The organism is Streptomyces avidinii (assembly GCF_014650695.1).
In the GTDB taxonomy this organism is placed as follows: domain Bacteria; phylum Actinomycetota; class Actinomycetes; order Streptomycetales; family Streptomycetaceae; genus Streptomyces; species Streptomyces avidinii.
Genome location: NZ_BMVL01000002.1, coordinates 286,692 through 302,896 on the forward strand (window position 1 = coordinate 286,692; position 16,205 = coordinate 302,896).

At 70.5% G+C, this 16,205-nt stretch carries 14 protein-coding genes and 4 pseudogenes; 6 read left to right on the forward strand and 12 right to left on the reverse strand.

Annotation, left to right across the window (positions count from 1 at the left end; genetic code table 11):
- Nucleotides 1–169: 169 nt before the first annotated feature.
- Nucleotides 170–700, forward strand: a complete 531-nt coding sequence (locus IE257_RS05440) for a DUF6817 domain-containing protein (protein WP_189965238.1) — start codon at nt 170–172, stop codon at nt 698–700.
- A gap of 12 nt (nt 701–712) precedes the next feature.
- Here the strand turns inward: IE257_RS05440 and IE257_RS05445 are convergent, their stop codons facing one another.
- Nucleotides 713–3,592, reverse strand: coding sequence for a TIM-barrel domain-containing protein (locus IE257_RS05445; RefSeq protein WP_189965240.1), 2,880 nt, complete (start codon nt 3,590–3,592; stop codon nt 713–715).
- A 435-nt stretch (nt 3,593–4,027) separates the two neighbouring features.
- Between IE257_RS05445 and IE257_RS39305 the strand changes: the two are divergent.
- Together IE257_RS39305 and IE257_RS05455 are read left to right on the forward strand one after the other, a co-directional pair.
- Nucleotides 4,028–4,177, forward strand: a pseudogene (locus IE257_RS39305) (transposase); the annotation flags it as partial.
- Nucleotides 4,174–4,314: a hypothetical protein gene (locus IE257_RS05455; RefSeq protein ID WP_189966264.1), complete on the forward strand. Its 141-nt coding sequence runs from the start codon at nt 4,174–4,176 to the stop codon at nt 4,312–4,314. The pseudogene IE257_RS39305 and the gene IE257_RS05455, both read left to right, overlap by 4 nt.
- A 56-nt stretch (nt 4,315–4,370) precedes the next feature.
- On the opposite strand, the gene IE257_RS05460 is transcribed toward IE257_RS05455, so the two are convergent.
- A complete protein-coding gene (locus IE257_RS05460) occupies nt 4,371–4,781 on the reverse strand; it encodes a RidA family protein (protein WP_189965242.1) in 411 nt (136 codons plus the stop codon).
- A 195-nt stretch (nt 4,782–4,976) separates the two neighbouring features.
- On the opposite strand from IE257_RS05460, the gene IE257_RS39310 reads away from it, so the two are divergent.
- Entirely contained in the window at nt 4,977–5,429 is a 453-nt protein-coding gene (locus IE257_RS39310; RefSeq protein WP_372452963.1) for a transposase, read from the forward strand.
- Here IE257_RS39310 and IE257_RS05470 read toward each other — a convergent pair.
- From IE257_RS05470 to IE257_RS05485, 5 genes and pseudogenes are all read right to left on the reverse strand, one after another.
- Nucleotides 5,407–5,577, reverse strand: a pseudogene (locus IE257_RS05470) (IS5/IS1182 family transposase); the annotation flags it as partial. The gene IE257_RS39310 and the pseudogene IE257_RS05470 sit on opposite strands and share 23 nt — an antisense overlap.
- A pseudogene (locus IE257_RS37895) lies at nt 5,505–5,764 on the reverse strand (transposase); the annotation flags it as partial. The pseudogenes IE257_RS37895 and IE257_RS05470, both read right to left, overlap by 73 nt.
- Before the next feature lie 47 nt (nt 5,765–5,811).
- Nucleotides 5,812–6,126, reverse strand: coding sequence for a hypothetical protein (locus IE257_RS05475; RefSeq protein WP_189965244.1), 315 nt, complete (start codon nt 6,124–6,126; stop codon nt 5,812–5,814).
- Between the two features lie 321 nt (nt 6,127–6,447).
- A pseudogene (locus IE257_RS05480) lies at nt 6,448–7,197 on the reverse strand (transposase).
- A gap of 159 nt (nt 7,198–7,356) precedes the next feature.
- Nucleotides 7,357–7,818, reverse strand: coding sequence for a DUF8243 domain-containing protein (locus tag IE257_RS05485; protein ID WP_189965246.1), 462 nt, complete (start codon nt 7,816–7,818; stop codon nt 7,357–7,359).
- Between the two features lie 107 nt (nt 7,819–7,925).
- Between IE257_RS05485 and IE257_RS05490 the strand changes: the two genes are divergently transcribed.
- Nucleotides 7,926–8,381 (forward strand): hypothetical protein, encoded by a 456-nt coding sequence (locus IE257_RS05490; protein ID WP_189965248.1) that lies wholly within the window; start codon nt 7,926–7,928, stop codon nt 8,379–8,381.
- Nucleotides 8,382–8,407: 26 nt separating this feature from the next.
- On the opposite strand, the gene IE257_RS05495 is transcribed toward IE257_RS05490, so the two are convergent.
- The 3 genes from IE257_RS05495 to IE257_RS05505 form a co-directional block, all read right to left on the reverse strand.
- A complete protein-coding gene (locus IE257_RS05495; RefSeq protein WP_189965250.1) occupies nt 8,408–8,632 on the reverse strand; it encodes a hypothetical protein in 225 nt (74 codons plus the stop codon).
- A gap of 143 nt (nt 8,633–8,775) precedes the next feature.
- On the reverse strand, nt 8,776–9,444 hold the full coding sequence (locus IE257_RS05500; RefSeq protein WP_189965252.1) for a response regulator: 669 nt from the start codon (nt 9,442–9,444) through the stop codon (nt 8,776–8,778).
- Nucleotides 9,441–10,652 carry a sensor histidine kinase gene (locus tag IE257_RS05505; RefSeq protein ID WP_189965254.1) on the reverse strand — a complete coding sequence of 404 codons (1,212 nt, stop codon included), beginning with the start codon at nt 10,650–10,652 and terminating at the stop codon, nt 9,441–9,443. The genes IE257_RS05500 and IE257_RS05505 overlap by 4 nt, the downstream gene beginning before the upstream one ends.
- A 309-nt stretch (nt 10,653–10,961) precedes the next feature.
- On the opposite strand from IE257_RS05505, the gene IE257_RS05510 reads away from it, so the two are divergent.
- Nucleotides 10,962–13,142, forward strand: coding sequence for an MMPL family transporter (locus IE257_RS05510; RefSeq protein WP_229920142.1), 2,181 nt, complete (start codon nt 10,962–10,964; stop codon nt 13,140–13,142).
- Nucleotides 13,143–13,243: 101 nt separating this feature from the next.
- On the opposite strand, the gene IE257_RS05515 is transcribed toward IE257_RS05510, so the two are convergent.
- Both IE257_RS05515 and IE257_RS05520 read right to left on the reverse strand, forming a co-directional pair.
- A complete protein-coding gene (locus tag IE257_RS05515; RefSeq protein WP_189965258.1) occupies nt 13,244–15,037 on the reverse strand; it encodes an ABC transporter permease/substrate binding protein in 1,794 nt (597 codons plus the stop codon).
- Nucleotides 15,037–16,098, reverse strand: coding sequence for a quaternary amine ABC transporter ATP-binding protein (locus IE257_RS05520; protein ID WP_189965260.1), 1,062 nt, complete (start codon nt 16,096–16,098; stop codon nt 15,037–15,039). Before IE257_RS05520 ends, IE257_RS05515 begins: the two co-directional genes overlap by 1 nt.
- Nucleotides 16,099–16,205: the final 107 nt, after the last annotated feature.

Genomic DNA, 16,205 nt, shown 5'->3' on the forward strand with positions numbered 1-16,205 from the left:
GCAGGGCCCGGGCGGCAACCCGTCCCCGTCTGCGCCCCGGGGTCCGGAACCCGGGGCGCGGGCGGGGCTGGGTGTCGACCCACCCGGCCCCCTCCTGTCCGGCACATCCGATTTCATCTCGCCCACGCGTCCCACCCCGCCCCGCGCCACCGATCGGAGGGAAACGCCGGTGCCCGATCACGCCGTCGCATGGTTGCGCGAGCTCGGTGCGCAGGAAGTCGCCCACCCGGGCGGCACGCTCCTCGCCCATCTGGAGCGCGTACGGGAACTCCTCGCGTCCTGGGGCGCGCGGCCCGCGCTCCAACGGGCGGGGCTGTGCCACGCGTTCTACGGTACGGACGGGTTCCCCACCGCCCTGCTGCCGCTCGACCGGCGGGCCGAGCTGGCCGCAGTGATCGGAGAGGAGGCGGAAGAGATCGTGTACATGTACGCCGCCTGCGACCGGGCGGCCTCGTACCCGACGCTCGCCTGTGAGGAGCCGGCCTTCCGCGACCGGTTCACGGGTCGCGTGCACTCCCCCGCCGGACAGCTGCGGCGGGACTTCGCCGAGCTGTCGGCGGCCAACGAACTCGATCTGGCGCGGATCGATCCGACGTTCCGCGAGGCGTACGGAACCGGACTCCTCGCCATGTTCACGAAGTGGCGCGGACTCCTGGGCGAGCCGGCCCGGCGGGAGTGCCGGGCCGTGCTCGGCGGCTGAGACGACGGCCGGTCAGGGTGCGGGGCGGCCGGTGAGGGTGATCTCGGCGGCGCTGGTCCAGGGGCCCCGGCCGCCGGCCTCGGTCAGCGCTCTCAGGCGCAGGTAGCGACCCTTCTTCGGGGGAAGGGCGACGGCCTTGGCGGCCGCGGTGTCGGCGAAGGTGCCAGTCGCCACCGGTGGGCCCCAGTCGGCGGTGGTGTCGGACACGTAGACCTCGTAGCCGCCGATCCTCCCGTTGACGCCGCCGTCCTGGCGCGGCAGGTGGCCGAGGCCGTCCACCGCATAGCGGGCGCCGAGGTCGATCTGGATCTCGTGCGGGAGCGCGGCGGGGGTGCCGGAGGACCAGGCGGTGTGCCACTGGGTGGCCGGGTTCCCGTCGAAGGCGCGTGCGGCGGCGCCGTTCTCCGCGGCGGTCTCCTCGCTGTCGGCGTGGACCAGGGACCAGGCGGACCGGTCGATGGGGGACGCGGCGGGCAGGGACTCGGCGGCGGGGAGGCTGGTGCCGGTGGCCGCGACGGTGAAGGCGCCCGCCTTGGTACCGGTTTTGATCCAGAGCACTCCGGAGCGGTCCGCCGGGTCGAAGAACCAGCCGGACGCGGCGGAGTCGTACGCGGCCTTGGAGGCCAGGCCCGCCACGGGGGAGCCGTCCACCGTGACGGTGGCGGGCGCGCTGGCCACGTGCAGGGTGAACTCGTAGCCGCGGGAGGCCGGTTTGCCGGTGTAGCTGCCGATGGGGGCGCCGACGGAGACGGTGACCGCACCGGAGCCGCCGGCCGGGGCGGTGACGCCGACCTGCTGGCGGGCGTAGGCGCCGGATGCGTGGGCGCGGGTGCGGCCGTCGTCCTCGTAGAGGCTGAAGGAGGAGCTGCCGCGCGGGTGGATGTCGTAGGTGAGGGTGGAGACGGGCTTCTCGCCCGTGTAGTTCATCTGCGGCCACATCGGCACGACGGCGCCGCCCTTGACGAAGAGGGGCAGGGTGTCGAGGGGCGCCCGGTATCCGTTCAGCCACCCGGGGCCCGCGTACGTCCGGCCCGTCCAGTAGTCGGTCCAGGTCCCCGCGGGGAGGTAGATGCCGTCGCGGACGGAGGTGTCGGAGACGACGGGCGCGACGAGGAAGGAGTCACCGGCCATGAACTGGCCGCTGGTGAGGTTGCCGCGGGCCACCGGGTCGTCGGGGTACTCCAGGACCATGGCGCGGGTGCTGGGGACGCCGCTCTCGTGGGCGACGCGACTCATCGTGTACAGGTACGGCATCAGCCGCATCTTGAGCTGGAGGTATTTGCGGTTCACGGAGAGGTAGGGTTCGGCGAAGCGCCAGGGCTGCTTGTCCTGGTAGCCGGCGGACGGGTTGGTCGCGCCCCAGCCGGACATGGTCATGAAGGCCGGGGTGAAGGCCTTCCACTGGAGGTCGCGGGTGTAGGTCTGCGGGCTGCCGCCGAAGATGCCGTCGATGTCGCCGGCGGCGTAGTTGAGGCCGGAGAGACCCGCTCCGGTGATCGCGGGGACGTGCCAGCGCATGTCGTCCCAGGTGCCGTGGGTGTCGCCGGTCCAGACGACGGCATTGCGCTGGGTGCCCGCCCAGCCGTCGACGGTCCAGACGAAGCGGCGGGCGTCGGAGTTCTTCTCGATCCCGTCCACGGCCCGCTGCACGCCGTTGAAGGCGTACTTGTAGCCGCTGCCGATCCACGCCACGTCGGTCTTCACCCCGCGGCTGCCGGCCGTGCCCACCTCGTCGGCGATGGAACCGAGGCCGGTGGAGGTCCACAGGCCCGTCTGAAAGCCCTTGGCCTTCAGTGCGTCCACCGTGGACTTCAGGGGTGCGGTGTATCCGCAGCCGTAGCCGTCGTTGGGCAGGAACCAGCCCGAGGGCATGTCGGCGGCCCGGGCGTCGGCCGCGTAGCCGACGACGTCGGGCGTGGTCAGGTGCCGCAGCCGGTTGTGATCGCCCTGGTAGTCGGGGTTGGAGGCGTTGAAACAGTCGGCGTTGCCGAGCTCGAAGCCCCACATCGGCGCCATGAAGGGCTTGCCGCTGACGTCGGTGTACGCGTCGAGCACGGACTTGAGCGAGTCGCCGGTGAAGTACCAGGCGTCGAACCGCTTCTCGTCGTGCGTGAGGGTGGTGGGCGCGTTGAAGCCGTAGGAGCCCGGGGCCCAGGTGTTGCGCATGACGCCGTAGCCGTTGGTCGACATGTAGAAGGGGGCCGGACTGGCATTGTCGTTCTCGCGCCACCTGTTGTCGACGGCGATCGGGACGGTCCTGCCACGCAGGGCCCATTCGCCCAGCCGCAGGCCGGTGCCGTAGAACTGCTCGTCCGCGCCGCGGGCCAGGTACTGGGTGGTCCGGTTGCCGGTCCAGCTGGTGGGCTGGGTCTCCTGCCAGACGGGGGTGGCGTTGTCGGCGCGGTAGACGGAGAACTGGAGGGGCTTCTTGTTGACCCGGATGGAGAGGGATCCGGTGGTGATCCGGTAGTAGGCACCTGCGTCCGAGTGACTCGCGGTCACGGGACCGAAGTCGGTGGTCGGGGCGAGGTCGGAGCCGGCCGGGTCGTTGGCGAAGGAGCCGTCGGGCGAGAGCCAGAGGCGGAAGATGTCGGCGCGGGCGAGGACCACGCGGGCCTTGGCTCCTCCGGAGGCTGTGATGGTGAAGGTGTTCCCGGAGCGGGTGAACCCGGTGACGTTGCCCGCGGTGGCCGTGACGCCGGAGGGGGCGGCGGACGCGGGGGCGACGAGAGGGCCGGCGGAGGCCAGGCCCGTGACGGTGAGGGCGGCGGCGAGCAGGGCGGCGGCCGGGGTGCGCCACCTGCGCCGCCGCCTCGCCGGGTGGACCCGGCTGCCTAACGGGCCTTGCGGGCCTTGCCGACCCTGGCTCCTGCGGATGCTTGGCAGTCTCATGGGGCAGCTCCTCGTGCGGTCCTGAACGCGGACACGGCTCCTTGGCATGCTCCGGGCAAGATAGCGCTCCGACGGCTCCGGATGAAAGATGATGCTCGAAATCAACTGTCACCACGCACATTTGAGCATCCGGCAGATCCCGATACCCCGCGGATCGGCGGGTGGGGCGGGATCGGTCGGGCCGAGCGCCGCGCCGCTGCCCACCCGGGCCGGGCCCGGTGCGGTGGTACCGGCACGCCGTCCCGGTCCGGTCACCGAAATCCCGCGCGACGACCTGCACGCACGGACCCTGGAGACGCCGACCCCCGGCCGGAACAGACCGGGTCCGGCAAGGACGGTGTCCGACTGAATGATCTCCGGACTGGGCCGTGTCTCTTCGATCAGGTGGTTCGTCGTCCTGGGCCTGCTCAGCAGGAGGGATCTGACCGACGACGAGTGGGCGGTGCGGAGCCGCTGGTGCTGCTGCCGGTGAGCAATAACCGCTGCGGCCGGTGGCGGGATCACCGCCAAGTGATCAACGGAATCATTCACCGGCTCAGCGCTGGGCTGCAGTGGCGTGAACTGCCCGAACGCTTCGGCCCGTGGTAGACGGCAACACGGTGGAGCGGGCCATCGGAAAGCTCAAGCGGTTCAGAGCCGTCGCCACCCGCCACGACAAGCGCGGGTACGTCCATCCCGGCACCGTCACCGCTGCCGCCCTCCTCGTTCGGCTCCGATCGTGACCGGAGCCGAAACCCAGGCGGGGCGGTTGGTCCTCGGCAGGGACGGGCCCGTCGGCTCAGGCATCAAGCACGGCGGCGACGGCTTCGATCTCTACGAGCTGGCCGTCATAGCCGAGCACGGTGACACCCATCAATGTGCTGGGCACGTCGTGGTCACCGAACGCGTCCCGGACAACCCCCCACGCGGTCACCAGGTCCTCCCGCCGGTGAGAGGCAACGAGAACACGGGTGCTGATGACATCGTGCAGTGACGCACCCGAGTCCGTCAGAGCGGTCCGCATGTTCTCCACAGCCCTGGCCGCCTGCCCCGCGACGTCCCCGATCGCCGCAGTGGAGCCATCCTCATTCAGAGGACACGCTCCGGCCAGGAAGATCAGCCGCGACTCGGCCGGGGCCGTGGCCGCGTAGGCGTACTCCGCAACATCGGACAGGGAGGCAGAGCGAATCAATGTGACAGCACGCGGCACGGGCTTCCTTTCGCAGCAGTTCCGGGACACTCAGGACCTTCTCAAAGGTCGACTCCGCGTTCGACACATTTTCCTGACCCGTCGACTCCTGTGATGGGGCCACTGCCGTCAGCCGCCCAATGGATCTCACGTGATCGAAGCATGGTGCGTCGGCATGAACTGACGAATGCTCAGTAGGAGTGCACAGCCCCGCTGCTGCCCGCGATCGGCAGGCCGGGCGGACAGTGGGCTGACCATCGCACCGTGGTCAATGCCGTGCTCTACCGGACACGGACCGGCATTCCCTGGCGTGACCTGCCCGAACGCCACGGATCCTGGCAGACCGTGTACGAACGCCACCGCCGCTGGTCGGCCGACGGCACCTGGTCGAAGATTCTGCGTGCGTTGCAGGCCGGTGCCGACGCCACCGCCCTGGACCAGGACGGCTCGTGGGCGGTCACCGCAGACTCCACCACCTGCCGGGCCCACCAACTACATCTTCCACGGCACCCTGGCCACCGCAGCCATCGTGATCTGGTTCCGCAACCTCATCAAAAGAGCCATCAGACACGGCCTGGGCCGGGCAGGCGTGGTACGTCCGCCGGCAGGCTGGCCACCAGGCGGCTGTTGAAAACAGTGAGCCTTTTCAGCGTTGCCTCTCCAGGGTGAGGATGGCTTTGGTGATGACGCTCATGCGGTTGGGGCTGATGCGGGCTCGGCGGAAGAGCTGCCAGGACTTCGGCCGCGCCATGCCGCGTTCGAGGGGAGCGCAGGATGGTGCAAGTGCGCCGAGGTCGCACTCTCCGGCGGCAGGTCGTGCGGGAGGTAGGCCCACTGACGGCCGGTTCGGCCCTGGTAGAGGATCGCGTTCACGACCCCATCGCATGGGCGCCTTGGTGGTTGCTGACCGAGCGGTGCCGGTCCTTCCATCCCGTGATCACCGGCTCGATCAACGACCACTGTCCATCCGATAAGTCGCTTGGGTACGGCTTCCGTTCGCTCACCCCGCCACCCCAACGGACCACCGGCTACAGGCCAGCGGAGACCCAGTTCAGCTCCCTTGTACGCGGCTGGCGGCGTGGGCGTTGTCGTCCTTTGTCTGGGTGCGGGTGCCGGGGGTGACGCAGACGAGGTCGTTGGCGGTTGCCTCGCGCCATACATACCCGGAGATGCAGGTGGGGTCACTGGGGCTGACCCGTCGAGCTGCGGCGTGGGCGTTGTCGTCCTTGGCCTGGGCGCGGACGCCGGGCGTGACGCAGACGTGATCCCCGGGGCCAGTTGCTTCACGCCACACATACCCCGACTTGCACGTGTCCGGCTGCGAGAGCAGGTTCGGGACTGCGACTGCGGTGGCTGGTAGCACCATGCTCCCAGCGACGGTAATGACCGCCGCCGAAGCAGCGGCGACAGCAGGAAGGCGTTTGCGGATACTGGCCATGCCTCTCACGCTCCATTTCAAAGGATCTTCCCGCTCAATGAGAGGTCCGTCCGGTGCAAAGGGGATCCCGCACTGGCTCGAAACGCGGCGATCCTGTCACCCCATCACCGCGCGAGTCGTACGTAAGGTAGACCTTCGACCTCGTCCCCGAGCGGGAGGTATTGGTCGGCTTTCCACACATGTCCTTCTTTAGCTTCGCTCTGCACCTTCTAGGGCGCATCTTGAGCCCGAACACTCCAGCGAGCGTTTTCAGCGTTGCCTCTCCAGGGTGAGGACGGCTTTGGTGATGACGGTCATGCGGTTGGGGCTGATGCGGGATCTGCGGAAGATCTGCCATGACTTCAGCCGTGCCATGCCGCGTTCGACCGGTGCCCTCGCCGCGGCCAGGGCCCGGTTGACGGTGCGCTGGGTGAGGGTGAGTTCACCGCCCGGTGGCCGTTTGAGTCCGGTGGTGACCCAGGGGCCGGCGCCCTGGTAGGCGCGGTCGGCGAGGATCTGGACGCCCTGGCGTTCGCAGATCCGGATGATGCGGTGGGTGCGGGCCGCGGTCAGGTCGTGGGTGCGGCCCGGCAGTGCGGGCGAGATCCACAGCGCCTCGCCAGCGGGGTCGGTGACGACCTGGACGTTCACGCCGTGCCGGCGGTGCTTGGCCGAGTAGTCCGCCCGGCTGTCGCCGACGCGGTCGCACTCGGCGAGAGTGCCGTCCAGCAGGACGAACTCGGGATCATGCTCGCGCAGAGTCTTGAGCAGGCCCGGGGACCGTTCGGCGAGCAGGCCGATCACGGCGGTGACGTAGGCGTGGGCGGTACCGACGGATATCCCGAAGCCGGTCGCGATCCGGGTGAGGGTGTCGTGGCGGCGTAGTTACACCAGAGCGACGAGCACGCGCTGGTGCGGCGGGAGCTTGCACCGCCGGCCACCCTCACGGGTGACGATGAGCATGGTGACCCACTCGACCAGAGCGTGAGGGAGGTCGAGTGCGGCAGGATAGGGAACCAACAGGGCTCCTGTGCGGATGGGTTGAGACGTCGAACACCTCCCCCAACGGCGCGGGGGCGCTTGTGTGTTGCGGTCCTCAACTCGATCTCGCCAGCCTCACCCGATCAGTGGCCTCGTTGAAAACGCTCAGTGTCCGCATACGGCAACAGGCTGAAGAGGTCAGGCGTATGCGTAGTCGGACGACGAGTACTCCGAATAGCAGCCGGCCATCGGGCGCGGAACGTCGTTGCCGCACTGCGCGCAGCTCACCGGGCGGCCACCGTCCCGGCCGCGAATGGTGATCCACTCACCATTCTTGCCGGTTAGCACCTGACGTAGGTCTTCCTTCCCGTGTGCTCCGAATTCCACCGCTGTTTTGGCAAAATCGAGGAAGGACAGCCGGTGCGTGCAGGAGGCGCACCGGACGTCAACGACCTTCAGGGGGCCCCTGAGGTCCTTGGCGGATACGTCCAGATAGTCGGCCAGCTTCAAAGTCTCGGCCTCGTCCATCTCTCGCATACCCGCCGCCTCGTCGCACGCGAGCCTGGCGATAGACCCCCTCGGCACCTGGTACGTCCGGGTCACGTCGGGCCTGTCTTTGAGGTATTCGAGAATCTCGTCGAATGTGAGTTGTGGTTGCACTTCCGAACCCCTTCTCTGTGCAGCCGCCTCAGGCAGACGGACCTGGCCGGGGAGGAGCCAGTCACGAATCTTCAAATCCTGTGCCGAGAAAAAGGCTCCTACCGGTCATGCAGGACGATTCGCGACTTGAGCACACCGTGGTGTCGGCAACCACCGGCCGCCCTGTTCACCAGTTTTCAACAAAGGTCCATTTGCGCCATCCATCAGGCGCAGCAGCGGACGGCAGTGGAGCAAGTAAACCCCATGCGCAAAAAACGGTCAGCGAGAACATGAGAAGAAAGATTCTTTTCACCACGCCCACTCCCCGTAGGGGCGAGGAATCGTTTCGATCATCTCACGGAGCAACCCACGATGCGCGACCGGTGAAGGTTCCACCATTCAACATGAAACGGGGCGGACGGATCCGATTTCGAGACCAGCGCAGCCTGCCTTACCAGCGCAACGGAATGGTGCACTCAGCGCGTTTGTCGGTCAAGCGGGAGAAGCCTGGCTACCGAGGCGGGATCGTTGACGGCTTCGCCCATGGATCATTCCTCGCACCGTCCGACGTCGAGAGCCTTTGAGGCCCCCAGGATCCGCCGGGCAGACCCTAGACGGTGTCCGGGCGCGGTGGGGTGACCGCCAGGACCGGTGGGACCGGGGAGGACCAGCGGTGGCCGCAGGGGGCGAAGACCAGGACCACCGGGCGGCCCGGGCGCTGGCGCCACGAGATGCGTTCCGGTGCGTCCGCGCACACCGGACAGCAGGGCAACGGGCTCGGCTCCGGCAGGCACTCGGGGGCGGCCGTGAGCGGCGTGGCGTGCTGATCGCGCATGGAGGCTCCCTCGTCGTGCGGTTGGGCTGATCGCACTGTGCCATGGCCGGGCCCCTGCGCGCACGGGCGAATCGTCCAGTGTTTTGGCTGGTCAGAGGTGTGGACAGCAGGAGGAATCCGGTCCTCTTACGGGCACTTGGTGATCAACCGCTCGCACCACCGGCCTCCACCAGGCCCGATTCGTACGCCGCGATCACCGCCTGTGCGCGGTCGCGGACGCCCAGCTTGCCGAAGATGCCGGTGATGTGGTTCTTGACCGTGGAGACGCTGATGTCCAGTTCCGTGGCGATCTCGGCGTTGCCCCGTCCGGTGGCCATGAGCCGCCAGATCTCCAGCTCGCGCGGGGTGAGTTCGACGGGGGTCCGAGCCGTCCACGACCGCGGCCGCTCGGGGGTCCGTACGTAGGCGGAGAGGAGCCGGCTGAGCAGTCGCGGCGCCACGGCGGCCTCGCCGGTGTGGACGATGCGGACCGCGGCGATCAGCTCCTCCGGCGATATGTCCTTCGGCAGGAAGCCGTACGCGCCGGCGCGCAGGGCGGCTACCACGTACTCGTCCATGTCGAAGGTGCTGAGGGCCAGCACCCGGGTCTCGGGCAGGGTGCGCGCGAGCTCCTCGGTGGCCTTGACCCCGTCGAGGACCGGCATGCGGATGTCCATGACCACCACGTCGGGGCGGAGCTGTTGGGCGAGCGCCACGGCCCGGGCACCGTCCTCGGCCTCACCCACGACCTCGAACTCCGGGTCGGGGCCCAGGATCAGGGCCAGGCCGCGCCGAACCAGCGGCTGGTCGTCGGCGATGAGCACACGGATCATCCGTGCCGTTCCTCTCTCTCGCCCGCTCCCGCGCCCTGGAAGGGTGCCGGGACCGGGACCGGGATACGGGCCGCCACCCGGAATCCGCCGCCGGTGAGGGCGGCGGCCTCCAGGGTTCCGCCCTGCAGGGCGACCCGCTCGTGCATACCGATCAGACCGTACCCGGAGCGCGCGGCAGGGCGCGGGGGCGGTGTCGGCGCTCCCGCTCCGTCGTCGCGCACCTCCACTCCCACCTCGTCCCGCTCGTACGTGAGCCGTACGTGGGCCCGCGCCCGGCCCGCGTGCTTGCGGGTGTTGGTCAGCGCCTCCTGGACGATGCGGAAGACGGTGAGGCCCACGCTCGGCGGCAGCGGGCGGACCGGGCCGTCCACGGTGAACTCGGTCTCGGTCCCGGCCAGTCGGGCCTCGGTGATGATCCGGGCGAGGTCGTCGGCCCCGGGCTGCGGCGCCGGCGGGGCGTGTTCCGGTTCCTCCCCCGCCCGCAGCACGTCGAGGAGTTGGCGCATCTCGCGCAGCGCCATCCGCCCGGAGTCCTCCAGGGTGACCAGGGCCTCCCTGGCTGCCTCGGGGGCGTACGCCAGATTGGCCCGGGCCCCGCCGGCCATCAGCTGCATGGTGGTGATGTGGTGGGCGACGATGTCGTGCAGTTCGCGCGCGATGCGGCGGCGCTCCTCGGCCACCGCCCGGTCCGCGAGCAGCAGCCGCTGGGCCGCTGCCTCCCGCTGCCGGTGGTTGACCACCCAGGCCGCGGTGACGGTGATCAGAGCGGCGGTGGCGTTTCCGGCCAGCCCCCACCAACCGAAGGGCAGCGGCCAGCCGCTCTGGCCCGCGGCGGCGAGCGGCGCCGCCGCAGCCGCCGTCGCCACGACGGCGGCGGGTCGGTGCGTCCTGGCCACCGTGTAGAGGGCGATCGTCAGGCTGAGGGTGAAGTGCGGGGACAGCGGAGCCGCCAGGTTGACCAGGGCGCCGAGGGCCAGTACCGCGGCGAGTACGAGCAACGGGCGGACCCGCCGGGCCAGCAGGGTCATCGCCGAGACCATCAGCAGGGCGGCCGCGGTGACGCTGAGGGTGCCGCCCTCCGTGAGGGTTCCCAGGGAGAAGCCGACGAGGTCGGCGGCGCCGGCCGCCACCGCGACGAGCGCGTCGTTGCGCGTCCACGGCCCCCGGTCCCCCTCGGTGTCCGCGCTCGTGCCCGCATGCGTACTCATGACCCCGCCCACACCCATACCCGCCCCCGTGCCGCCGGTCCTGCTCCCCGGTGGTCGTGACCCATTCTGGCATCGGCCGTCCCCCTTGGCGCCCGACCGCGGTCGCGGTTCGGACCAGGACCGGAGTCCTGGTCGGCGGGGGCGGCCGGACCCTGGTCCCGGCGGCGGATCCTCCTGCGACCTGACGTTTCGTCCGCTCCCGCCTGATGGTCTGGAGTCGGGCCGGGAACTCCCGGCCCGCATCGCACAGACCGGAGGAAACCAGTGATCCGCGCCCTGACCGGATTCTCGACGAGGAGTCCGTGGAAGGTGATCGCCCTGTGGGCGGTCCTGGGACTGGCGGCGGCCGTCCTGGGCCAGGCGTTCGTCTTCCGCGCCATCCAGACCGGCAGCGGCGGGTTCCTGCCCGCGCACTACGACTCGGCGGCAGCCCTGCGCATCGCCGAGGAGCGGTTCGGGGTCGAGCCGGACGCCAATCTGCTCACCGTGCTGGTGGCCCGGGGGGACGACGCGCCGCTCACGGCCGCAGACGAGCAGCGCATCGACGCGCAGGCCGCGCGGTTGTCGCGGCAGCGGGTCGTCATGCCCCGCACCGAGGACACGATGCCCCTCGCGCAGGACCATTCACAGGTCCCCCGGGTGAGTCCGACCATGACGGCGCCCGACCGCTCCTTCCGGCTGCTGTCCGTCGAACTGACCGGGAACCCGGCCGATCCCGGTGTGCAGGAGACCTACCGGGCCTTCCGGGACTCGGCGCGCGACGGGCTCGCCGCGGAGGGCCTGCGTACCGGCTTCACCGGCGGGATCGCCGACCGGGTGGATTCCATGGACGCCGAGAAGACCCGCTCGATCGTCGTCGGCATCGCCATGCTCCTGGTCATCGTCCTGCTGCACGTCTTCGTCTTCCGCAGCGCCATGGCGGCCCTCCTGCCCCTGCTCGCGGTCACCGTCATCGGTGGCGCGGCGGCGGGCGTGGTGGTCGGCGCCGCGCTGCTGACCGGGACCGGACTGGCCGAGTCCACACCGAGCCTTATCAGTGTGGTGCTGATGGGTATCGGCATCGACTACTTCCTGTTCCTCCTCTTCCGCTTCCGGGAGCAGCTGCGCACACACCCCGAGCAGTCCGGGCGTGAGGCGGCCGCCCGGGTCGCCGGGCGGGTGGGTACGGCCATCACTTCGGCGGCCCTGACCATCGTCGCGGCGTTCGCCACGCTCGGGGTGGCCTCCTTCGGCCAGTTCCGGGTCCTCGGGCCGGCCATCGCGCTGTCCGTGCTGGTGATGCTGCTGGGCAGCCTGACCCTGATGCCCGCCCTGCTGGCGGTGACCGGCCGCACGATGTTCTGGCCCTCCCGGAGCCTGAAGCGCGAGCCCCGGGCGGGCTCGGCCGCACGGATGGGCGACCGGGTCGCCCGCCGGCCGTTCGTGCTGGTCCTGGCCTCGGTGGCGCTGCTCGGCACGCTGACCGCCGGGGTCGTCGGGATCCGCATGGACTACGGCCAGAGCGGTGGCGGCGGGGAGCACACCGCTGCCGTGGCCACCGCGGCAGAGATCTCCCGCGCCCTGCCGGCCGGGGTGTCGGATCCGACGAGTGTCTACGTCACCGCTTCCGACGGCACCGCCCTGAGCGCCGAGCGCCTCGGCGGGCTGGCCGAGGCGCTCCGCGGGGTGGACGGTGTGGGCCGGGTCGCGGACACGGTGCTGACCGAGGACCGGCGGGCCGCGCGGATCGACCTGCTGCTGACCGCCGACCCGCAGCGACAGGAAGCGCGCGACCTGGTGACCGGCCCGGTCCGGTCCGCGGTCGCGGCACACGCCCCAGCCGGTACGGAGGGTCACGTGGGCGGCACGGCGGCGGTCTTCGCCGATATCGCGACCGCGGTGGACAAGGACCTGCGGGTGGTCTTCCCGGTGGCGGCGGCGCTCATCGCGCTCATCCTGCTCGCCCTGCTGCGCAGTCTGCTGGCGCCGGTGGTCCTGCTGGCCTCGGTCGGGCTCGGCTTCGCCGCCACCCTCGGCGCTTCGACCCTGGTGTTCCAGCACGCCCTGGACCGGCCCGGGGTGGACTTCACCCTGCCGCTCGTGCTGTTCCTGTTCGTGGTCGCACTGGGCACCGACTACAACATCCTGATGAGCGACCGGATCCGGGAGGAGATGGCCCGGCCGGGGCCGGCCCGCGCCGCGGTCGGGCGTGCCGTCCGGCACACGGCGCCCGCCATCGCCACGGCGGGCCTGGTACTGGCCGCCTCCTTCGGGAGCCTGGCGGTGACCCCCGCCCCGTCCACCCAGCAGATCGGTTTCGCGACGGCGCTCGGCATCGTGCTCTCCGCCTTCGTCCTGTCGATCGTGCTGGTGCCCGCGCTGGCCACCCTCCTGGGCCGCTCCCTGTGGTGGCCGGTGCCTCCGCGCCGGTCCGGCACGGACGACGACGACACCCGCGGCGCCCAGGACGCCGATCGCCTGCGGTCCCCGGACCGGGTGCCGGTCGGCTGAGAGCCGCCCCGGACAGGGCGAAGGCGCCGCCGCGCGCGGGACCGTACGACGTACGGGGCCCTGCGTGCGGCGGCGCCTTCGCCGTCCGGCCGCCTCGGGTGTCAGGCGAGCCGGTCGACCTCGGGGTGGTCCTGGAGCCAGGCACGGACCGCCTGCTGCTCCTTGCCCTTCCCGGTCTCCTGGATCTTCGCCTCCAGGCCGGTCAGCTGCTCCTCGGTGAGCTTGAAGGACTTCAGCCATTCGGCGACCTTCGGCTCGTCCTCCGCGAAGCCCTTGCGGGCCAGGGTGTGGATGCCGTCGCCCTTGCCCCAGGCTCCCTGCGGGTCCTCGAGCTTGGTCAGCTCGTAGGAGGAGTAGGCCCAGTGCGGGGACCACAGCACGACCGCGACGGGCTCCTTCTTCTCGTAGGCCCGCTTCAGCTCGGCGAGCATGCCGGGCGTGGAGCCGTCGACGACCTTGTACTCGCCGTCGAGGCCGTACTCCCGCAGGACCTTGTCCTTGAGGATCGACATCGCGCCTGCGCTCGGCTCGATGCCGATGATCCGGCCCTTGAACCGGTCCGCCTTGCCCTTGAGGTCGGCGAGCGAGCGCACGTCCTTCATGTAGGAAGGCACGGACAGCTCCAGCGAGGTGGGGCCGTACCAGGAGCCGAGGTCCTCCAGCTTGTTCCCGTACTTCTCCCAGTACTGGGCATGGGTGACGGGCAGCCAGGCGTCGGTCTGGAAGTCGAGCTGGCCCCCGGCCAGGCCGGTGTACAGCGCCCCGGCCTCCAGCTGGCGGGCGTCGACCTTGTAGCCGCGGCGCTCCAGGAGCTCCTTCCACAGGAAGGTGGAGGCGATGCCCTCGTCCCACGGGATGTACCCGACGGACAGGGTGCGACCCTTGCCGATGTTCGCGGCCCCGGCCGGGCCCTCCTCGGCGGTGGAGCCGCCGAAGGTGTTCAGGCCGCCCGCGACGAGGGCCAGGACGAGGGCGCCGCTGATCGCGTACGCGGGCTGTGGGCGGTGGTTCCACAGCTTGGCGGCGCCGGTCGCGGCGGCCCGCGCCTTGGCGAGCGTACGGCGGCCGATCGGGGAGACGTGGCGGCCGAGCGCGCCGGTCATCCGGTCCAGGTACATCGCGAGGATGACGATGGAGACGCCCGCCTCGAAACCGAGGCCGATGTCGACGTTGCCGATGGCCTTGTAGACGGCACCGCCGAGTCCGCCGCCGCCGACCATGCCGGCGATGACGACCATGGACAGGCCCAGCATGATGACCTGGTTGACGCCCGCCATGACGGTGGGCAGGGCCAGCGGGAGCTGGACGCGTACGAGGGTGTCGCGCGGGCTGGTGCCGAAGGCCTCCGCGGCCTCGACCAGTTCCCCGTCGACCTGGCGGATGCCGAGCTCGGTCATCCGTACGCCCGGCGGCAGCGAGAAGATGATGGTCGCGATGATGCCGGGCACCACGCCGACCCCGAAGAAGATGATGCCGGGGATCAGGTAGACCATGGCCGGCATGGTCTGCATGAAGTCCAGGACCGGCCGCAGGAGTGCGCTGACCCGGTCGGATCTGGAGGCCAGGATGCCGAGCGGGATCGCGAACGCCAGCGTGACGAGCGTGGCGACCAGGACCAGGGACAGGGTGGACATGGCGTCCTCCCACAGGCCGAGGGAGTCGACCAGCGCGAAGCCCGCGAAGGCGAGCAGGCCCGCCAGCAGACCGCGCAGCCACCAGGCGGCGACGGCGAGGATGCCCGCGAAGAACAGCGGGGCGGGGGCGGAGAGCACGGCGTCGATGCCGTCGTAGAGGCCGGTGACGAGGGCGCTGATGGCCTCGAACAGCCAGGAGAGGTGGCTCTGGAGGAAGTCGACTCCGCTGTCGACCCAGGCGCCGAGATGAAGGCGGGGCATCAGGCGGCCACCTCCGCGCAGTACATCGGGGGCCGTTGCTCGTCGCCGATGAAGGCGATGAGGCGGTCCTGGGGTACGGAGCCGATGACGGAGCCGTCCGCGCCGGTGACGGCGACCGCGTGCGGGACGCGGGCGCTGACGGCACAGAGCTCGGCGAGCGGGGTTCCGGCGGTGACGGTGGGGCAGTCGCAGGCATCGGCGGCCGGCTCCGGATCGTCCATGACGGCGTCGGCCGTCAGGACCCGGGAGCGGTCCACGTCCTGGATGAACGAGGCGACGTAGTCGTCCGCGGGGCGGGTGAGGATGTCCTCGGCGGTGCCCTGCTGGACGATGCGGCCGTCGCGCATGACGGCGATGCCGTCGCCGAGGCGCATGGCCTCGTTGAGGTCGTGGGTGATGAAGACGATGGTCTTCTTCAGGCTCTTCTGGAGCTCCAGCAGCTGGTCCTGCATATCGCGGCGGATCAGCGGGTCCAGCGCGCTGAAGGACTCGTCCATCAGCAGGAGGTCGGCGTCGGTGGCCAGGGCCCGGGCAAGACCGACCCGCTGCTGCATGCCGCCGGAGAGCTCGTCGGGCCAGGACTTCTCCCAGCCTTCGAGCCCGCACAGGGCCAGGGCCTCGGCGGCGCGGCGCTCGCGCTCGGCGCGCGGCACGCCCTGTACCTCCAGTCCGTAGCCGGCGTTCTCCAGCACGTTGCGGTGCGGGAAGAGGGCGAAGTGCTGGAAGACCATGGAGATCTTGGTGGACCGGACGTGGCGCAGCTCGCTCGCGCTCAGCCCGGTGAGGTCCTGGCCGCCGAAGAGGATGCGTCCCGAGGTGGGTTCGAGGAGGCCGTTGAGCATGCGCAGCAGAGTGGACTTGCCGGATCCCGAGAGGCCCATGACCACGAAGATCTGGCCGGGCTGTACGTCGAAGGAGGCGTCGATCACGGCGGCGGTGGTCCCGTCGGCGCGCAACTCGTCGCGGTCGGCGCCGTTGCGGAGCGCGCGGACGGCGGCTTCGCTGTCGGCGGGGCGCCTCCCGAACACCTTGTAGACGTGCTCGGCCTGGAGCGTGGACACATACACCTCACGGGTCGTACCAAGTACGGCGCGCGCCGGCGGACCGGCGGGGCCGTGGAGCGGGACGGGATCTGCCCGCGTGCGCCCCGTCCTCCGGCACGAGCGGC